We start from the raw sequence: 14744 nt of genomic DNA on the forward strand, positions 1-14744 counted from the left end.
AAACAAAATGCAGGCAGTAACTGAAGAACGACTGGCACTTTTTGCTGAAATGGAATCAAAATATGAGCAAAAAGATACTGAATATTTTGTCTCTCTTCTGGATCATCCCGATTATGTTGTTAGGACAAGAGTGGCATGCATTTTGGTTGATTTTGGTGGAGAAGATAAGGTTCCATATATTGCTAAAGTTTTAAAAAATGATGAAAATGAATTGGTAAGACACGAGGCTGCGTTTGCATTGGGTCAAATGAGCTATTCTAGTGCAATACCTCCCCTAACTGATGCAACATTACATGATCCAAGTATGTTTGTACGACACGAGGCTGCGATTGCTTTGGGAGTTGTTGGCTCTAAAGATGCAAAAGCAGCTCTGCAAAAAGCATTAGAGGATCCTGAAGAACCTGTGGTTGAATCTGCAGTTGTTGCTTTATCTAACATTGAATTTATGGAAAAGTTAAGTAAGAATGAGGCATTTGCAAAGTTAACAGGTGGATGAGATGAATTTTTCTTATGGAATTATAGCTGCAGTTGGAATTCTTGCTGCGATATCTATTACATTCATTTCCCTAGATCCAAATTATATAATTGAGCCAAGAGCCGTTTCTGAAGAAAACGTCACTGCTTGTACATTACAATGGGATCCTATGTGTGGAGTTGATGGAAAAACATACGGAAATATGTGTATGCTTAATGCAGCAGGAGTTGAACTAGCTCATAGATTTGAATGTGGTGTAGATGATCCTAAAGTAATACCTCGCGTTGAACCAACCCCAGAACCCGTAATGAAACCTTGTACAAAAGAATATGTGCCAGTATGTGGTGTTGATGAAAAAACATATGGAAATATGTGTATGTTAGAATCATCTGGAATTACATTTGACTATGATGGTGAATGTATAATTGCACAATCAGAGCCAACAATGACTATGCCTATTGCAACTGGTGTTCATACAGTTAACATTGCTGAAGGCTCTGGAACACCAGGATGTGAAGAAACAAACGAATGTTACTTGCCTTATTCTATTACAATTCTTGTCGGTGATGTAGTCCAATGGAATAATCCTGATAGTGCTGCACACACTGTAACTAGTGGAACTATTTCAGATGGGCATGATGGTATGTTTGATTCTGGGTTGTTCATGGCAGGTGGAACTTTTGAATTTACATTTGACAATGCAGGAACTTATGATTACTTTTGTATGGTTCATCCTTGGATGACTGGTAAAGTCACTGTGAATGAAATTGAGGAAATGGTTGTAATAGAAGAACCAGAATCTGAGTCTGTATTAGAACCTGTGCTAGAATTATTGCCATCTGGTGCTATTGTTTCAATTCCTGTTGGTTCTGCAGTTCCTGGATGTGAAGAAACAAACGAATGTTACTTGCCTTATGAAGTTTCTATACCAACTGGTTCTTCGGTATCTTGGATTAATGATGATTCAGCAGCACATACAGTAACTAGTGGAACTGTAACTGCTGGAATAACCGGAGTTTTTGATTCTGGATTGTTCATGGCAGGTGGAACTTTTGAATTTACATTTGACAAGGCAGGAACTTATGATTACTTTTGTATGGTTCATCCTTGGATGACTGGTAAAGTTATAGTAAATTAAAATTCTACAATTAATTCTATGGTGAAATTAATTGCCAATCATTTTTACCACATTTGCATTGTTTTCCATATGCATGAATGTAATCCATGTATTCTAAATCTGTGCAAGGACCTTGGTCTGGAATATCAATTTTAAATTTGCATTTTCTACATGTGGCAATGAAATCATTCAATATTTTTCAAGATACACTATCAGTAAAAAACTAAACTAGTTTTTATTTTTGGGATTTAATAAAATCCACAATGGATAAAATTTTGCCCATGTCTGCAAGATGTCCATAGCTTTTTCTTCTATTGATGGCTGATTTTAGTGGTTCATTATTTACAGTGCAAAATAATAGTTTACCATTATCTAAAGGGACTGTGATTCTTTTAATTTTTTCATAAGATGCAATTGAATATAATCCTGAACCAATATACTTCTTAAATCCTGCATTTTCTTTCCAAGCATGTAGAGCTCTGGAAATTGTTTGTTTGGTTTCACTCACTGAAACAATATTTTTCAATCCTGTCCTTTGACTATTCCATAAAATTTGACCATTTTCGTCAGTCACTGCTGCAAATCTAACTGCTTCATCAAAATCCATAATCATGTCAAGCAGTTTTTCGTATTTATCCACAAATAACATGAACCATTTATCTTAATAAATATTCCAAATTCTTTTTCTAGTGTTAAAATTGATTTAAAATTATTTAAAAGTTTGATTGAAAACTATTAAAATTCTATTCAAACGTGTTTACAAAATCTACTATGGATAATATTTTTCCCATTTCGACCATTCGTCCATAACTTTTCTTTTTTGTATTTTTCATAGGCGTATTATCTACACTTAGAAACAATAGGTGAAATGCATCAATTGGAAGTGTCACTCTCTTGGTTTTCTCAAAAGACGTAATGTGGTATAGTGGTGCTCCAAGTGCAGTACTATCTGCAGCCTTGCATCTATCTACCCAGTCTTCAGATTCACGTTTTAGAGCTTTTTTAGTTTCAGCAATTGGGACATTAAGTTTTGCATCCGATCTTTTGGAATTCCATAAAATATCTCCTGATGTGTTACTAATTATTGCAAGCCTAATGGATTCATCATAATCCATTAACATGTTGAGAACTTTCTCATATCTTCCCATGAATATGATATAATTTTGGGGAATAAAAACAATTTGTAAAGTTCTAAATTGTTGGAAAAGAAGATTAACTTATATCTTATTTTAACTGATATCAATCATGCTGGGAAAATATGCTGGTTTTGTTGGTGAAGTTTGGGAAGACTTTCCACAGCTTGCAGAATGGCATGATGATGATCCTTCACTTCTCTCAATGTGGAGTCTGGACAAATTTATCGAAGCCGGTTATCACAATTTTCATGCAGAAAGAAAGCAATTATTCCATATCAGCAAACTAATTGAAAATTACGCTCAAAAGAATAATCAGCCATTACTTGCTACTTTTGAAAAAATTGCACGATACAAATTTGTTGAAAAAAGATACCAAAAAATGATTGAACAAATTCCACAAATTACGGTCGTTGCAGACTATGGTAAAACTACGATAGATACTCCTCCAAAAATTAACGTGATAAATTGCAAAGATACCAGTCTAATTGATGTCTGGAGTGTAATAACTAGAGGACCATATGGGCCATTTGGTTTGATAGCTGAAGAATATGAAAGCGGAAAATTTAAGGGATTTTTCACACTGAATCCAAATGTCTGTAGACATGCTGTTAACAAGATGAGTAAAATTTTAGGAACAAAATTCACATTACAGTAATCTTTAATTCTTTCACAAAATCTATTTCTAAAAATGAATTGTTTTTTTTAAAAATATGTATGACAATCAAAATCATTATTAAAAAACGATTTGTGATCTTAAATTTTGATTTATGATGTTGACTGCCTTTTGAATTACTTGTGTACTTATTGAGAAGAATCCTGAAAACTGACCATCTCCCATGTCTTCTGCAACTAATCCAAATGGACCGTTAGGACCTTTGGTGACAACTATCCACATATCTGAAATGTTTGTTCCATCACAACTAATCACTTCAGCGCCTTTTGGTGGTTGAGGTTGCAAAAATGGATTGTTAAAGTTTCCAATAATCCATGCCTTTGGAATTTTCGTTAGAATCTCTACGTATCTGTCTTCAACATATTTGAATCTCTTTTCTGTTTCAAACGTTGCCAGCAGTGGTGCATTATGCTTTATTGCATAATTTTCAAGTAAGATACTGATTCTGTATAGTTCCTTTCTTGAAGTAGTGTATCTGACATGTCCTGCATCCATCCATTCTTCTAATGTCCATAGAATGTTATGATCAGTGACATCTGTTTGTTTTGCGTTTGCTAATGCAGGAAACTCACTGTATATTTCTTCTAAGAAACTGTTGTATGTTTGACTCATGACAGTATACTTACCTCATTATATTTAACCTAGTGATAAATATGCCTCCTAGTGGTAATTATACTGCCTAGTGATAATTGTTTACCTTACCCAAAATCTATGTCAAGCAATTGATTATGAATCAATTGAGTAATGTCACACTACTTCCTTGTTCAGATGATTCAAACTTGTAAATTTACTCAACTGTAGAATCTTCAAAGATCTCTGAGTCATGCGTAATTATGATAAACTGCATTGGTGTTTCTGAATTTGAAATATTTGATAATTGGCATTAATATTGAATAATTCCCATCAATATTTACGGAATTCTGTAGGTGTCATTTGCAATTTTATCTAGTTTGTTTTTGATTTCAGACATGGTTTGATTAAGCAATCTTACTTCTTGAATCAGAATTTTTATCGAATCATTGACACTGTCGATGTGTGGAATCTCGTCAGTACCCATGACTAGTCTTCCCCTAACTTTCTTGTAACGTTTTCTGCCCAGCCTGCAATATTCCATGTTACTTTAATCAATACTAGAATCATTGCTAGACTGAAAAATAGAATTGACCATATGAGCATTCCATCAATGAAGAAAAATGCAATTCCTAAAACAAATGAAATAATCCCCACAAATGCATATGCTGCTTGAAAATCACTCATCTCGCTCTCCCCATGTATGATGACAATCATTGCATTCCCACTTTGGATCATGGTCTGTTACTAAACAACCACCTCCGACAATCTCTTTCTCGTCTATTGCTTTGAGATACCAGTCAATGTCTCCAGGATATCCGTAAAATATCACAGCAACACTATTGCTTTTACATTCAGGACATGATGGCTTGATCATTTTTCACCCTTGAATTTTTCATTCAACTTTTTGATTATCTCGCCTTCGATACCATCTATTTCATGAGTATCCAGATAGATTTGATAATTTTCAAGATTCTTTTTAATTTCTTTATCAGAGTCTTCTGTGTATTTCCAGAAAAATAATGTCTGAGAATCACGCCATTCGTGATACCATCCACGTTCCTCAAGCCAACTGTAAATTTCTCGATGTATTCCATAGATGTACATCTCTTTTACTTTCATTCCACTGTGATTTGGAATTATGCGTGTACCTTCAGATACCAGTATTTCACCATATTCTAATTCGTAGTTAAACGGCAGAATGTCTTTGAAAATCCAGCCACTCTCTGTACCAATAGTCCACAAGCCACCTTTCTTACCGTCATAGTCTTCAGATTTTTTAATAAAATTCATCTCAGAAACTAATTCCCTTAGACCTTTCATGATTTGCTCTCTACTCCATTGGTTCATTCTTCACGTTCTCCCCATCTGTGATAGCAGTTGTTGCATTCCCACTTTGGGTCATGGTCTGTTACTATACAGCCCCCACCAACAATCTCTTTCTCGTCTATTGCTTTGAGATACCAGTCAATGTCTCCAGGATATCCATAAAATATCAAAGCAACACTATTGCTTTTACATTCAGGACATGATAATTTTATCATTGATCAGTCCCCTCCATTTCACGTCTTTTTTTCCAAACCTTTCTTTTTTCATCCCATGAATTGTATAGAATTGAAAAATTGAATTTTTTCCCATCATTATGATAAGTAAAAGGCAAATCTGATACCTTTCCTGTCTTTATTGCATCTAGTGCTCGTACCTTGTTTTCTAGTCCGTAGAAGTTTTTGTGGTCTCTCCAAGCATTATCGTACCAAATTACTGCTTCTCTGAATCTTTTCAAATTGGCAAGTGCATTTGCCTTTGCATGCATGATTCCCTTGTCTTTTGGTTTTCTTTCTAGCCACAAATCACATGCAAAAATTTGTTCTTCAAATCTTTCTAAATTCCCTAAAATGTGTATTTTACAATAGTTAAGAGGCTCTGAATCCGGCTTTAGTTCTAGTAGCTTGTTTGCAACTTTTAGTGCTTCTTTAAATTTTCCAGAATCAGTTAACACTTGAGTAAGCCAGTATGATGACATGGAATGCTCTGGATTGTTTTTGATGACTTTTTTAAAACACTCAATTGCAACTCTGAGATTTCCAAGCCATGCTGCATTGCGAGTCCCCTTTAGATGCAAGACCTCGCTTGAATTTGGATGTTTTTTGAGAATTTTATCAAGACAAACAACACTTTCTCTGATCTTTTGTTGAACAAACAAAATCCTTGATTTGAAAATTAATGCATTATAGTTTTCTGGATTAATTACTAGTGATTTGTCAAAACATTGCAATGCTTCTTTGTGCATCTTTTTTTTGTACAATTCAATTCCAATATCAGACCATGTTTGTGCATTTTTTGAATCAATTTCAACTGGAATCAATGCTTAAACCTCCTCATCTTCCAGGAAAGCATCCCAAACCATGGGACCTCTTCAAAAAACAATCTCAGCATATCCATTATTGGTTTTGATTCTGTATCGCAACTCCATGCATATCCGTCCCAATTTGGTCCAGAATTAATTAGAACTTCGGCATACCACCAGTCTCTATCTTTGCGAATAAACTGGACGCATTCTCTAGTCTTGTTGTTATCAAAAGTAATGTAATTATTCCCATAATTCCAGTCCAAATTTTTCATCTCATTCATTGCTTTTAGAAAGTCAATCTGCGCATTTTCTTTCCTATGCACCGTCTTGCCTCTGTTATCCATGTGATATGTGATGTCTTGATATCTCACATCAGATAACACGTCGCATCTTTCTAATTCGCTCTCAATTACCTGCTGGATTGTTTGGTTTGATCTTAAATGAGGGTTCATCTTCTTTTCCCCCAAATTTTGTCTAGATTCTCCTTGTTCTTTTCCTCTCTGATCCTGGATTCTCCATTTGATTTCTCAATGTCTGCTGAGAACTCCCTGGTTATGGAATCCATAGAGTCGCCAAAATCTTGAATTGCCTTGTTGAATGAATCTATTCCGAGGCTAATATTTTCACTATTGACTTTACTCAGAATCTTGAGAATGAATTTTCTTTTCATCATTTCAATTTCTCCGGTTCAATATTCCAGCATGATTGTGATTTAATCCACTTTGCAAATTCTCTAAACCGTGGAATGTTCATATAATTTCTTAATGCTAGTTCGTAACTTCCACCATTCCCTTTTGCAGTCTTTGAATATTTTGGATATTTTACAAAAATCACTCTTTCATAAATCCTATTACCTTCAAAGAATCGCTCAGTATTTTTTTCTGTGGCATGTGCTGTAACTAGTAATATGATCATTCCATCGACCCAAATTGCATTTGGTATGTTGCTAATGCGACAAATGTATAGGAAATTTTCTAGATCATCTTGGGAGATTTCTTGAATAATTACTTTTTGAACCGCTTCAAGTTTGAATTCAGTCATTATTTTTTCTCCTTAGTCTTTGCAGTTCTTCTTGACCGTCAACTAGCCGTTGCTCCAAATTCTGAACAATTGTTCTGTGATATTCTAATAATGATTCTACTTTATTGAGATCATACTCTTGCCATCCTATTGCAAATGGTTTTGGAAGAATTTTTGTAATCTTCATTGGTACATCTCTCCATTATCCACATTGCTTTTTGGAATTTCCAACATTTTTTCAAGTTCCTCTTGTCGTGCTTTGATGGTCTGCTCGAAAATTTTAGCTTTAGACTTGTGATAGTTTAACTCTCCTAGCATTCGCTTAATGTCGTATTCCATATCTACAACATCCAATCTGTCTCCGAGTGATTCTCTGATGTCATTTTTTTCCATCTAGTATCCTCCGTAGAACATTGGTTCTTCGTCTCGTTCGTCTTCGAACTCTCGAATAATTCTAGGATAAAAAGAAGGTCTAGAATTTAATTCGATTTTTTGAATTATGCTTTCTTGTTTCATGTATAGAATTCGTGTTTGGTGTTATTATGATCCATGTCAATAGTATGCATACTTTAGATACTGTTAGGTATGAGGATCATAGTAAAATACGCATAATTCCAGGATTCGTGTATGGGGACATACTATCTTGATATTGAGACTAATGGACTAGATGAGGTCCAAAACAAGATTATCACGATTCAATATGCAGAACTTGAGCGTGGAACAGGCAAGCAACTAGGTGAATTGACTGTCCTCAAAGAGTGGGAATTGGGAGAAAAAGAGATGCTTCGAAAATTCATAGATGATTCTCCAATTACTGCCAAATATTCATTTGATTTTGTTCCAGTCGGGTATAATTTGGGATTTGAACACAAATTCCTTTTGGAAAAGTCTTCCAGATATGATGATCTGTTTCCAATATCAATTCTATCTAGACCTTGCGTTGATTTGAGAAGTATTGGAATTTTAATGAATAAAGGTGAGTTTAAGGGATCTGGTCTTGACAAACTTACTGGAAAAAAACACAGTGGTTCTCCATTGATTGAGTGGTATGATGCAAAAAAATATGATGAGATTGAAAATTATATTACAAATGAAACTGCTGAATTTGTCAAATGGTATGAATGGTTACACAAAGAGATGCCAGAATTACGAACCAAATGGGAAACTGAATTAAATTAATCTTTCAACATTTAATAGATGATTTTATGATTTTCTTACATGGTATTTGGATTTGGTAAATCTGAACAAGAAAAAATCAATGAGGTTTATTCACATTTTACTTATGATCTATTAGATTTTATGAAAATTCCTGGAACTGAATCCAAATTATTTTTGGAACCGTTTTATAATTTTGTCAAAAATTATCTTGATGTATATTCTGTTAATGATAAAATTACGCTAGATGTTTATCCTTACGTGAGTGCTAAAGATATTTCTATATTGGTTCAAAATACTTCAAAATCAAAACAATTTTCTGATGAAGAAACAGAACTTTATAGAGATCTTATCATTGCATCCCATTCTATCTTTTATGAAATGTGGATGAAGGTACTTCCTACTGTACGTCCAAATAAAATTGTTAATTTGAAAAAAACAAGAATAAAAAAAGAAACAATTGTGGAAGAATTTGGTGCTAGTGGGGATTTTGGATTATTTCAAAGAAAAGTTTTTTCAGAAGATATTTTTGGATATTATATCTTATACAATATTCTAGACTCTACTAATACATTTGATCATCTGATGAATTTTTTAAAAAAATACTTTTTGCCCGATAATTTTAATCTCGATGAACTAGATTTACTAAAGGATTTACTTATTCATGAAATTCAACATATCTCATCTCCTCTATCGTTAACTGGAACAAAGTATGATGTTTCTCCAACTCATCTGAAAATTTCCGCTTATTATCTAAAACAAACATGCATTTTGGAATCTTTTATTGGATACAAAAATTATCTAAAGACAAAAATTCATGAATATTATGATCCGAAATCTCTTGATAATTATATTGATGCCTTTTTAGAAATCACTGATTCTAAAATAGATTCCAGGTTGCCTCTTTTAATACAAATTTTTAGAGAGGATGGAATTGTTTGGAAAAGTAATGTATTGGGTAATGTATTGCAACGACAAAAATTAATGCAAATTAATTCATTCAAAAGAAATCTTTCTGATGATAGTATTCCTGATGTAAATTCAATGGATGGAATACAATTTGAGCATTTTTTGGGCACATTATTTGATAAAATGGGATATTCTGTTGAAATTACAAAGGCTTCTGGGGATCAAGGTGCTGATTTAATCATTAAAAAAAATTCTGAAATAATTGCGGTTCAGGCTAAACGATATTCTGAAAAGGTAAATAATTCAGCTGTACAACAAATAACTGGTTCATTAAAATTTTACCATGCCTCTAGAGGTATGGTAGTTACAACTAGTGATTTTACAAAATCTGCATATGATTTAGCAACTTCAAATAATGTGGAATTAATTAACGGCGAACAATTAAATCGATTTATTACTAAATATTGGTAATATCAAATTAAAAACTCTGCAGCGTTCTGCCCTTCTTCAGTAATTTTTATCCATCTGTTTCTCCCAATCTTTTCAATTTCAATAAACTTCCATTCTTTCTCTAGTGGTGCAATGATGTTTTTATCAAGACTTGCAAATCTTGCCTGTGAATGATTTTTTTCCTCTGAATTAATTGTAATGATTCCTTGCTCTTCTGCAATCTTTGCCATGTCTTTTTTTGTCATCTTTTGACCTTTTTGTTCAAAGACAATTTTCAAGGCTGCAAGTAGTTTTGGTTTTGGTGTCTGAATTTCATATGTTGGAAGTGCTATTGTATCTTTAATGCCAAATGACTGCTGCTTTCCCTCAAAGGCTGCATACTTTTCAGGTTGTGCATAAAACGGTTTTAGATTATCACAATTTTTTAAAACCATACATGCCATCATGCATGCAATTGCTTGAATTTTACTCCCTGATGCTACATTGACATAGATGTAATTGTTTTTCTCTTCTTCAATGATATCTTTGATTGATTTTATTGCTTTGAATATGCTTAGTCTGTCTGAGTATGCAATCTTTACTTCCACTCCGAGTTTTTTGCATTCTTTTTTTATTTTCTCCAGATATGGGGCAGATAGATCATCTGATCGATTATCGTGTGCCAACAACCACAATTTGTCAGCCTTTGTCTGCTTGAGGGGAATGGTAATCCTGTCTACTTCAAAGCCTAAAGGGGCAATGTGTACTCGAAATGTGGCTAGATTGGTCATTTAGTATCTATAGTATGCATACTATTGTGATGTTATATAATAATTCCCATGCCCAAGTTATCCTATGAATCAAACACAAAGCATAGCACTTGACTCCTGTGTCGTAATCGATATCATGGAGAAACCCAAAGTCGCCTCTGGACTCAAAGCCCGTCTTAGAGGTAAATCCGTTAAAATCATCCTCTGTGATGTCGTATTAGGTGAGGTGAAGCGAGTACGTGGTTATTCTTCAGAGAAAATAATTGCAAAATTATCTCATCTTCTAGGACGAAAAATAGAATTATCTAAAATTGAATCCTCTGATGTTTTATCTGCTGAGCAAATAACTGAACAATTTCAAATTTGTCACAATGGCGATAACAAAATCTTGAGTTTGTGCCAAGCAAAAGACTTTGTTCTAGTCACTTTTGATAGGATGCTTCTCAAAGCATGTTCGTTTGTTGGAGTCGCAGCATTTCATCCATCAATGGTAGGGGGAATTTGATATGATTGACCTTGAAAAATTGGACCTTGATGAAATGGAAGCCCAATTTGGATTGATGGTAAGGGAGAAAAATGATCACAACAATTATGCCTTGTTTAGATTTGTAGACCTAGAAAAAATTACAAAATATTATGAACTATTTCAAAAGGAGATTAAAAAATGATTAGAAAAAAGAAAAAACCTGAATCATCTGATGCTGATGATTCTTTTGATTATGATCAGGGATATAACATTGAGGAGGTCTATGATCAATGAATTCTATACACAAAGTATTGTTTTGGATGTTGACAATTGGATTGGGATTTGTAAATCCTTTGATCAGTGTGGCACTAGTCGTTTTGTATTATCTCCCAGGAATCATCCAGTCCGCAGTTGCACCTGCTGAGGAAATAATCTATGATGAACATGCAGAATATGATGAGCCAAATGAATCAATGAAAGAGTATTCAGATGATATTCGGGAGAAGATGAGATGATAAAGACTGAATATTTTGATGAAGATTACAATACAGTAGATGAATCAAATGCCAAATTTATTTTACAATCAATTTTTGACGATGATGGAAATCTGATCAAAGAGATAGAGTGGTCTCAGAAAACAAAACAATCTTTTTCAAACAAGGATGCTAAAAATAGATTCGTCTCAAAAAATATTCGGGAACACCACCTGGAGACCATAGTTGGGATTCAAAGAGTGATTGATTTGTTATGGCGTTACCATGGTATTGCTGATGATATTACTCAAAAACAACAGATTCTCCACACTCTACTTTATGGTTATGAGCGAGTAAACTTTGCTATAGGTAATTTAGAATATAATTTGAAACACAAGAAAGGAGATTTTGATTTTGATATCTAAATCTAAAGATACTCACTCAAAAAGTATGTCTGAGGCATTTGTCAATTCCTTTGGCAGTTATCCCATAGGTTATGGCTTGGGAATAATGATTTTACCACTATCTGTTGGTTGGATTCAAGAGGACCCATTTACTGCAAATATTGCAATTACTGCAGTATATGCTACTGTTTCCTTTGGTAGAAGTTATTTTTATCGAAGAATCTTTGAGCGATTTGGGATTGATGATAATTTCATTCGATTAGGAATAAAGGGAATTGGAAAGTTGAGGAATTTACCTTCTAAATTGTTTAGGTAACGTTTAACACTTTACCAGATACCATAATGTCGCCTTTAATGGCGCTCATAGTATCATTATAGATAAAATCAGCTAAAAAGGTTTCCATTTTTAAGAATTAATCAATGTCTTTAAAATCAAGATTTTCCTATTTTTATTGAAAAATGAAGAAGTATAGAAGTTTTGAAGATGCACGAAAGTTTGCTCAATCTTTAGAATTAAAATCATACAAGCAATGGCAAAAGTATTGTAAAGATAATACAATTCCCAAAGATATTCCCAGAGCACCTGATCAAAAATACAAGAAAGAGTGGATCAGTTGGGGAGACTTTTTGGGAACAAACAAAATTGCTACAAATTTTAGGGATTATCTAAAGTTTGAAGATGCACGAAAATTTGTAAAAAAATTAAATATTTCAAGTGCTAATGAATGGAGAGCATATTGTAAATCAGATAACAAACCAAAAAATATTCCATCTGTACCTTACAAAACTTACAAAAACAAAGGATGGATTGGTTGGGGAGATTGGCTTGGTACAAAAAATATGTCCGGTAAAGATATGTCATCACAGTTTTTGTCTTATGAAGATGCAAGAGAATTTGTAAAAAAATTTGATTTAGATACAGGTTCAGATTGGAAAAAATTTATTCAAACAAATAACATTCCAGATAAGATTCCCAGAGCACCAAATTTGGCATACAAAAACAAATGGGAGGGTTGGCAGAAATTTTTGGGAGGAACTTATAGAGAATATTCGTCATATGATATTGCAAAAAAATTTGCACAATCATTAAATTTGAAGACAGGTCGAGAATGGAAAAAATTTGTACAATCAAAGAAAAAACCCAAAAACATACCTGCAAATCCAAATGGAGTATACAAAAACAAAGGTTGGAAAGGTTGGGGGGATTTTTTAGGAACTGGGAATATCGCCAGTATGAATAAACAATTTTGTTCGTTTGAGGATGCAAAAAAATTTGCAATTTCTTTGAATTTTAAGAATGGTGAAAAATGGATGGAGTTTTGTAAATTAGATAAAAACCCCAAAAACATACCTAGAAATCCAAATGCAGTATACAAAAACAAAGGTTGGAAAGGTTGGGGCGACTTTTTGGGTACTGGAACAATATCTTCAATTGAAAAATCTAAAAAATACTTACCTTTCACAGATGCAAAAACTATGGTAAAAGAATTGGCAAAAAAATACAATATAAAAAACTGGAAGGATTGGGAAATAGCATACGCTGAAGGAAAAATCCCCAGTAACATTCCATTACATCCAGAGCAAGCCTATTCAAAAAAGAGGACAAAGAAATGAAGAAAGAATTTAGGAATTTTGAAGATGCAAGGACATATGTGAGAAAATTAAATTTTAAGAATCAAGGAGAATGGTTTGCTTTTTGTAAAACAGAAAAGAAACCTCAAGATATCCCTACATCTGCAAATAGACATTACAAAAATAAAGGATGGATTGGTTGGGGGGATTTCTTAGGTACAGGAAGTATAGCAAATACAGTTTCCTCTAAAAAATTTCTTTCGTTAGAAGATGCAAGAAGTATTGTAAATTCATTAAATTTTACAAGTGCAAGTGACTGGAGACGATTTTGTAAATCAGACAATAAACCAAAAAATATTCCTTCTAATCCTCAACAAGTTTATGAGAAATGGATTTCGTGGGGTGATTGGTTAGGAACTGGAAAAGTTTCAGACAATACCAGAGAGTATAGAAAGTTAGAAGATGCAAGGAAATTTGTGCATAGTTTAGGATTGAATGGACAAAAAGAATGGCGGGAGTATGCTAAATCAGGTAAAAAACCAGACGACATACCTGCAGATCCTAGACAAACATTTTTCAAAAAAGGATGGATAAATTATGGTGATTGGTTAGGTACTGGAAATCTAGGTACTAAAAAAATATCTGAAAACTATCTTACATTCAAAGAGGCAAGAGAGGAAGTAAGAAAGTTAGCAAAGAAATACAATATTAAGAAATGGGATGATTGGAAAGATGCCGTAAAGAAAGGACGTATTCCAAAAAACATACCTCAAAGTCCAGAAAAAGTATATGCAAAAAATCGTGTAGAAAAAAAAACTATAAGAAAATTTAGAGATTTTAAATCTGCAAGAAAATTTGTAAGGAATTTGGGATTGGATAGTGAAACTGAATGGAAAGAGTATTGTAAATTAGGTAAAAAACCAGAAGATATACCAACTGCTCCAAAAAATAGTTACAAAAAAGATTGGAATGGTTGGGGGGACTTTTTAGCAAGTGGAACAATTGCAAATTTCAACAAAGAATTCAGTTCATTTGAATCTGCAAGACAGTTTGCACGTTCACTAAAATTGAAAAGCTTTACTGAATGGAGAAAATACTGCAAATCAGGTAAAAAACCAGATGACATACCATCTAGTCCAAATATTACTTACAAAAAAGATTGGAAAGGTGTTAAAGACTGGATAGGTACACATAGGTAAATTTTGATCAAAAAGAAAAAATGAAA

At 33.5% G+C, this 14744-nt stretch carries 29 protein-coding genes; 12 read left to right on the forward strand and 17 right to left on the reverse strand.

The window, feature by feature from the left end; genetic code table 11:
• The first annotated feature begins 7 nt into the window (after nucleotides 1–7).
• Both ACW9XA_RS06330 and ACW9XA_RS06335 read left to right on the forward strand, forming a co-directional pair.
• Entirely contained in the window at nucleotides 8–496 is a 489-nt protein-coding gene (locus tag ACW9XA_RS06330; RefSeq protein ID WP_457763522.1) for a HEAT repeat domain-containing protein, read from the forward strand.
• A 1-nt stretch (nucleotide 497) separates the two neighbouring features.
• Nucleotides 498–1613 (forward strand): plastocyanin/azurin family copper-binding protein, encoded by a 1116-nt coding sequence (locus tag ACW9XA_RS06335; RefSeq protein WP_457763523.1) that lies wholly within the window; start codon nucleotides 498–500, stop codon nucleotides 1611–1613.
• 16 nt (nucleotides 1614–1629) lie between these two features.
• Here the strand turns inward: ACW9XA_RS06335 and ACW9XA_RS06340 are convergent, their stop codons facing one another.
• The 3 genes from ACW9XA_RS06340 to ACW9XA_RS06350 form a co-directional block, all read right to left on the reverse strand.
• On the reverse strand, nucleotides 1630–1785 hold the full coding sequence (locus ACW9XA_RS06340) for a hypothetical protein (RefSeq protein WP_457763524.1): 156 nt from the start codon (nucleotides 1783–1785) through the stop codon (nucleotides 1630–1632).
• A 42-nt stretch (nucleotides 1786–1827) separates the two neighbouring features.
• Complete coding sequence (locus tag ACW9XA_RS06345; protein ID WP_457763525.1) at nucleotides 1828–2232, reverse strand: hypothetical protein; 405 nt, start codon at nucleotides 2230–2232, stop codon at nucleotides 1828–1830.
• A gap of 103 nt (nucleotides 2233–2335) precedes the next feature.
• A complete protein-coding gene (locus ACW9XA_RS06350) occupies nucleotides 2336–2740 on the reverse strand; it encodes a hypothetical protein (RefSeq protein WP_457763526.1) in 405 nt (134 codons plus the stop codon).
• 97 nt (nucleotides 2741–2837) lie between these two features.
• On the opposite strand from ACW9XA_RS06350, the gene ACW9XA_RS06355 reads away from it, so the two are divergent.
• Nucleotides 2838–3383: a hypothetical protein gene (locus tag ACW9XA_RS06355; RefSeq protein WP_457763527.1), complete on the forward strand. Its 546-nt coding sequence runs from the start codon at nucleotides 2838–2840 to the stop codon at nucleotides 3381–3383.
• Nucleotides 3384–3461: 78 nt separating this feature from the next.
• Here the strand turns inward: ACW9XA_RS06355 and ACW9XA_RS06360 are convergent, their stop codons facing one another.
• From ACW9XA_RS06360 to ACW9XA_RS06420, 13 genes are all read right to left on the reverse strand, one after another.
• The gene (locus ACW9XA_RS06360) at nucleotides 3462–4013 is read right to left on the reverse strand and encodes a hypothetical protein (RefSeq protein WP_457763528.1); all 552 of its coding nucleotides are present in this window, start codon (nucleotides 4011–4013) and stop codon (nucleotides 3462–3464) included.
• A gap of 298 nt (nucleotides 4014–4311) precedes the next feature.
• Complete coding sequence (locus tag ACW9XA_RS06365) at nucleotides 4312–4458, reverse strand: hypothetical protein (RefSeq protein WP_457763529.1); 147 nt, start codon at nucleotides 4456–4458, stop codon at nucleotides 4312–4314.
• A 2-nt stretch (nucleotides 4459–4460) separates the two neighbouring features.
• Complete coding sequence (locus ACW9XA_RS06370) at nucleotides 4461–4658, reverse strand: hypothetical protein (protein ID WP_457763530.1); 198 nt, start codon at nucleotides 4656–4658, stop codon at nucleotides 4461–4463.
• Nucleotides 4651–4848 carry a hypothetical protein gene (locus ACW9XA_RS06375; RefSeq protein ID WP_457763531.1) on the reverse strand — a complete coding sequence of 66 codons (198 nt, stop codon included), beginning with the start codon at nucleotides 4846–4848 and terminating at the stop codon, nucleotides 4651–4653. Before ACW9XA_RS06375 ends, ACW9XA_RS06370 begins: the two co-directional genes overlap by 8 nt.
• Nucleotides 4845–5321 (reverse strand): hypothetical protein, encoded by a 477-nt coding sequence (locus tag ACW9XA_RS06380; RefSeq protein WP_457763532.1) that lies wholly within the window; start codon nucleotides 5319–5321, stop codon nucleotides 4845–4847. The genes ACW9XA_RS06375 and ACW9XA_RS06380 overlap by 4 nt, the downstream gene beginning before the upstream one ends.
• The gene (locus ACW9XA_RS06385; RefSeq protein ID WP_457763533.1) at nucleotides 5318–5515 is read right to left on the reverse strand and encodes a hypothetical protein; all 198 of its coding nucleotides are present in this window, start codon (nucleotides 5513–5515) and stop codon (nucleotides 5318–5320) included. Before ACW9XA_RS06385 ends, ACW9XA_RS06380 begins: the two co-directional genes overlap by 4 nt.
• Nucleotides 5512–6336, reverse strand: a complete 825-nt coding sequence (locus ACW9XA_RS06390) for a tetratricopeptide repeat protein (RefSeq protein WP_457763534.1) — start codon at nucleotides 6334–6336, stop codon at nucleotides 5512–5514. Before ACW9XA_RS06390 ends, ACW9XA_RS06385 begins: the two co-directional genes overlap by 4 nt.
• Nucleotides 6333–6773 carry a hypothetical protein gene (locus ACW9XA_RS06395; protein ID WP_457763535.1) on the reverse strand — a complete coding sequence of 147 codons (441 nt, stop codon included), beginning with the start codon at nucleotides 6771–6773 and terminating at the stop codon, nucleotides 6333–6335. Before ACW9XA_RS06395 ends, ACW9XA_RS06390 begins: the two co-directional genes overlap by 4 nt.
• Nucleotides 6770–6994, reverse strand: a complete 225-nt coding sequence (locus ACW9XA_RS06400) for a hypothetical protein (protein ID WP_457763536.1) — start codon at nucleotides 6992–6994, stop codon at nucleotides 6770–6772. The genes ACW9XA_RS06395 and ACW9XA_RS06400 overlap by 4 nt, the downstream gene beginning before the upstream one ends.
• A complete protein-coding gene (locus tag ACW9XA_RS06405; RefSeq protein WP_457763537.1) occupies nucleotides 6991–7362 on the reverse strand; it encodes a hypothetical protein in 372 nt (123 codons plus the stop codon). The genes ACW9XA_RS06400 and ACW9XA_RS06405 overlap by 4 nt, the downstream gene beginning before the upstream one ends.
• Entirely contained in the window at nucleotides 7355–7528 is a 174-nt protein-coding gene (locus tag ACW9XA_RS06410; protein WP_457763538.1) for a hypothetical protein, read from the reverse strand. Before ACW9XA_RS06410 ends, ACW9XA_RS06405 begins: the two co-directional genes overlap by 8 nt.
• Nucleotides 7525–7734 carry a hypothetical protein gene (locus ACW9XA_RS06415; protein WP_457763539.1) on the reverse strand — a complete coding sequence of 70 codons (210 nt, stop codon included), beginning with the start codon at nucleotides 7732–7734 and terminating at the stop codon, nucleotides 7525–7527. The genes ACW9XA_RS06410 and ACW9XA_RS06415 overlap by 4 nt, the downstream gene beginning before the upstream one ends.
• Nucleotides 7735–7857 (reverse strand): hypothetical protein, encoded by a 123-nt coding sequence (locus tag ACW9XA_RS06420; RefSeq protein ID WP_457763540.1) that lies wholly within the window; start codon nucleotides 7855–7857, stop codon nucleotides 7735–7737.
• A 111-nt stretch (nucleotides 7858–7968) separates the two neighbouring features.
• Here ACW9XA_RS06420 and ACW9XA_RS06425 point away from each other — a divergent pair, with 111 nt between their 5' ends.
• Nucleotides 7969–8520: a ribonuclease H-like domain-containing protein gene (locus ACW9XA_RS06425; protein ID WP_457763541.1), complete on the forward strand. Its 552-nt coding sequence runs from the start codon at nucleotides 7969–7971 to the stop codon at nucleotides 8518–8520.
• A gap of 39 nt (nucleotides 8521–8559) precedes the next feature.
• Nucleotides 8560–9876: a restriction endonuclease gene (locus ACW9XA_RS06430; protein WP_457763542.1), complete on the forward strand. Its 1317-nt coding sequence runs from the start codon at nucleotides 8560–8562 to the stop codon at nucleotides 9874–9876.
• Nucleotides 9877–9878: 2 nt separating this feature from the next.
• On the opposite strand, the gene ACW9XA_RS06435 is transcribed toward ACW9XA_RS06430, so the two are convergent.
• Nucleotides 9879–10625 (reverse strand): HFX_2341 family transcriptional regulator domain-containing protein, encoded by a 747-nt coding sequence (locus tag ACW9XA_RS06435; protein ID WP_457763543.1) that lies wholly within the window; start codon nucleotides 10623–10625, stop codon nucleotides 9879–9881.
• Between the two features lie 64 nt (nucleotides 10626–10689).
• Between ACW9XA_RS06435 and ACW9XA_RS06440 the strand changes: the two genes are divergently transcribed.
• The 7 genes from ACW9XA_RS06440 to ACW9XA_RS06470 all read left to right on the forward strand — a co-directional run bounded on the left by ACW9XA_RS06440 (nucleotide 10690) and on the right by ACW9XA_RS06470 (nucleotide 14718).
• The gene (locus ACW9XA_RS06440) at nucleotides 10690–11109 is read left to right on the forward strand and encodes a PIN domain-containing protein (protein WP_457763544.1); all 420 of its coding nucleotides are present in this window, start codon (nucleotides 10690–10692) and stop codon (nucleotides 11107–11109) included.
• 1 nt (nucleotide 11110) lies between these two features.
• Nucleotides 11111–11272: a hypothetical protein gene (locus ACW9XA_RS06445; RefSeq protein ID WP_457763545.1), complete on the forward strand. Its 162-nt coding sequence runs from the start codon at nucleotides 11111–11113 to the stop codon at nucleotides 11270–11272.
• A gap of 88 nt (nucleotides 11273–11360) precedes the next feature.
• Nucleotides 11361–11585, forward strand: coding sequence for a hypothetical protein (locus ACW9XA_RS06450; RefSeq protein WP_457763546.1), 225 nt, complete (start codon nucleotides 11361–11363; stop codon nucleotides 11583–11585).
• Nucleotides 11582–11968, forward strand: coding sequence for a hypothetical protein (locus ACW9XA_RS06455; protein WP_457763547.1), 387 nt, complete (start codon nucleotides 11582–11584; stop codon nucleotides 11966–11968). Before ACW9XA_RS06450 ends, ACW9XA_RS06455 begins: the two co-directional genes overlap by 4 nt.
• Nucleotides 11958–12263: a DUF7220 family protein gene (locus ACW9XA_RS06460; RefSeq protein WP_457763548.1), complete on the forward strand. Its 306-nt coding sequence runs from the start codon at nucleotides 11958–11960 to the stop codon at nucleotides 12261–12263. Before ACW9XA_RS06455 ends, ACW9XA_RS06460 begins: the two co-directional genes overlap by 11 nt.
• A gap of 143 nt (nucleotides 12264–12406) precedes the next feature.
• Nucleotides 12407–13561, forward strand: a complete 1155-nt coding sequence (locus ACW9XA_RS06465) for an integrase repeat-containing protein (RefSeq protein WP_457763549.1) — start codon at nucleotides 12407–12409, stop codon at nucleotides 13559–13561.
• Nucleotides 13558–14718 (forward strand): integrase repeat-containing protein, encoded by a 1161-nt coding sequence (locus tag ACW9XA_RS06470; RefSeq protein WP_457763550.1) that lies wholly within the window; start codon nucleotides 13558–13560, stop codon nucleotides 14716–14718. The genes ACW9XA_RS06465 and ACW9XA_RS06470 overlap by 4 nt, the downstream gene beginning before the upstream one ends.
• The last annotated feature ends 26 nt before the right edge of the window (nucleotides 14719–14744 follow it).

The organism is Candidatus Nitrosopumilus sp. bin_6a, assembly GCF_054095695.1.

What these genes read in the sequence shown, in the direction of transcription:
- ACW9XA_RS06330 (WP_457763522.1), top strand. Translation starts at nt 8, where the DNA reads ATGCAGGCAGTAACTGAAGAACGACTGGCACTTTTTGCTGAAATGGAA.
- ACW9XA_RS06335 (WP_457763523.1), top strand. Translation starts at nt 498, where the DNA reads ATGAATTTTTCTTATGGAATTATAGCTGCAGTTGGAATTCTTGCTGCG.
- ACW9XA_RS06350 (WP_457763526.1), bottom strand. Translation starts at nt 2,740, where the DNA reads ATGGGAAGATATGAGAAAGTTCTCAACATGTTAATGGATTATGATGAA.
- ACW9XA_RS06355 (WP_457763527.1), top strand. Translation starts at nt 2,838, where the DNA reads ATGCTGGGAAAATATGCTGGTTTTGTTGGTGAAGTTTGGGAAGACTTT.
- ACW9XA_RS06360 (WP_457763528.1), bottom strand. Translation starts at nt 4,013, where the DNA reads ATGAGTCAAACATACAACAGTTTCTTAGAAGAAATATACAGTGAGTTT.
- ACW9XA_RS06365 (WP_457763529.1), bottom strand. Translation starts at nt 4,458, where the DNA reads ATGGGTACTGACGAGATTCCACACATCGACAGTGTCAATGATTCGATA.
- ACW9XA_RS06370 (WP_457763530.1), bottom strand. Translation starts at nt 4,658, where the DNA reads ATGAGTGATTTTCAAGCAGCATATGCATTTGTGGGGATTATTTCATTT.
- ACW9XA_RS06375 (WP_457763531.1), bottom strand. Translation starts at nt 4,848, where the DNA reads ATGATCAAGCCATCATGTCCTGAATGTAAAAGCAATAGTGTTGCTGTG.
- ACW9XA_RS06380 (WP_457763532.1), bottom strand. Translation starts at nt 5,321, where the DNA reads ATGAACCAATGGAGTAGAGAGCAAATCATGAAAGGTCTAAGGGAATTA.
- ACW9XA_RS06385 (WP_457763533.1), bottom strand. Translation starts at nt 5,515, where the DNA reads ATGATAAAATTATCATGTCCTGAATGTAAAAGCAATAGTGTTGCTTTG.
- ACW9XA_RS06395 (WP_457763535.1), bottom strand. Translation starts at nt 6,773, where the DNA reads ATGAACCCTCATTTAAGATCAAACCAAACAATCCAGCAGGTAATTGAG.
- ACW9XA_RS06400 (WP_457763536.1), bottom strand. Translation starts at nt 6,994, where the DNA reads ATGATGAAAAGAAAATTCATTCTCAAGATTCTGAGTAAAGTCAATAGT.
- ACW9XA_RS06405 (WP_457763537.1), bottom strand. Translation starts at nt 7,362, where the DNA reads ATGACTGAATTCAAACTTGAAGCGGTTCAAAAAGTAATTATTCAAGAA.
- ACW9XA_RS06410 (WP_457763538.1), bottom strand. Translation starts at nt 7,528, where the DNA reads ATGAAGATTACAAAAATTCTTCCAAAACCATTTGCAATAGGATGGCAA.
- ACW9XA_RS06415 (WP_457763539.1), bottom strand. Translation starts at nt 7,734, where the DNA reads ATGGAAAAAAATGACATCAGAGAATCACTCGGAGACAGATTGGATGTT.
- ACW9XA_RS06420 (WP_457763540.1), bottom strand. Translation starts at nt 7,857, where the DNA reads ATGAAACAAGAAAGCATAATTCAAAAAATCGAATTAAATTCTAGACCT.
- ACW9XA_RS06425 (WP_457763541.1), top strand. Translation starts at nt 7,969, where the DNA reads ATGGGGACATACTATCTTGATATTGAGACTAATGGACTAGATGAGGTC.
- ACW9XA_RS06430 (WP_457763542.1), top strand. Translation starts at nt 8,560, where the DNA reads ATGGTATTTGGATTTGGTAAATCTGAACAAGAAAAAATCAATGAGGTT.
- ACW9XA_RS06435 (WP_457763543.1), bottom strand. Translation starts at nt 10,625, where the DNA reads ATGACCAATCTAGCCACATTTCGAGTACACATTGCCCCTTTAGGCTTT.
- ACW9XA_RS06440 (WP_457763544.1), top strand. Translation starts at nt 10,690, where the DNA reads ATGAATCAAACACAAAGCATAGCACTTGACTCCTGTGTCGTAATCGAT.
- ACW9XA_RS06445 (WP_457763545.1), top strand. Translation starts at nt 11,111, where the DNA reads ATGATTGACCTTGAAAAATTGGACCTTGATGAAATGGAAGCCCAATTT.
- ACW9XA_RS06450 (WP_457763546.1), top strand. Translation starts at nt 11,361, where the DNA reads ATGAATTCTATACACAAAGTATTGTTTTGGATGTTGACAATTGGATTG.
- ACW9XA_RS06455 (WP_457763547.1), top strand. Translation starts at nt 11,582, where the DNA reads ATGATAAAGACTGAATATTTTGATGAAGATTACAATACAGTAGATGAA.
- ACW9XA_RS06465 (WP_457763549.1), top strand. Translation starts at nt 12,407, where the DNA reads ATGAAGAAGTATAGAAGTTTTGAAGATGCACGAAAGTTTGCTCAATCT.
- ACW9XA_RS06470 (WP_457763550.1), top strand. Translation starts at nt 13,558, where the DNA reads ATGAAGAAAGAATTTAGGAATTTTGAAGATGCAAGGACATATGTGAGA.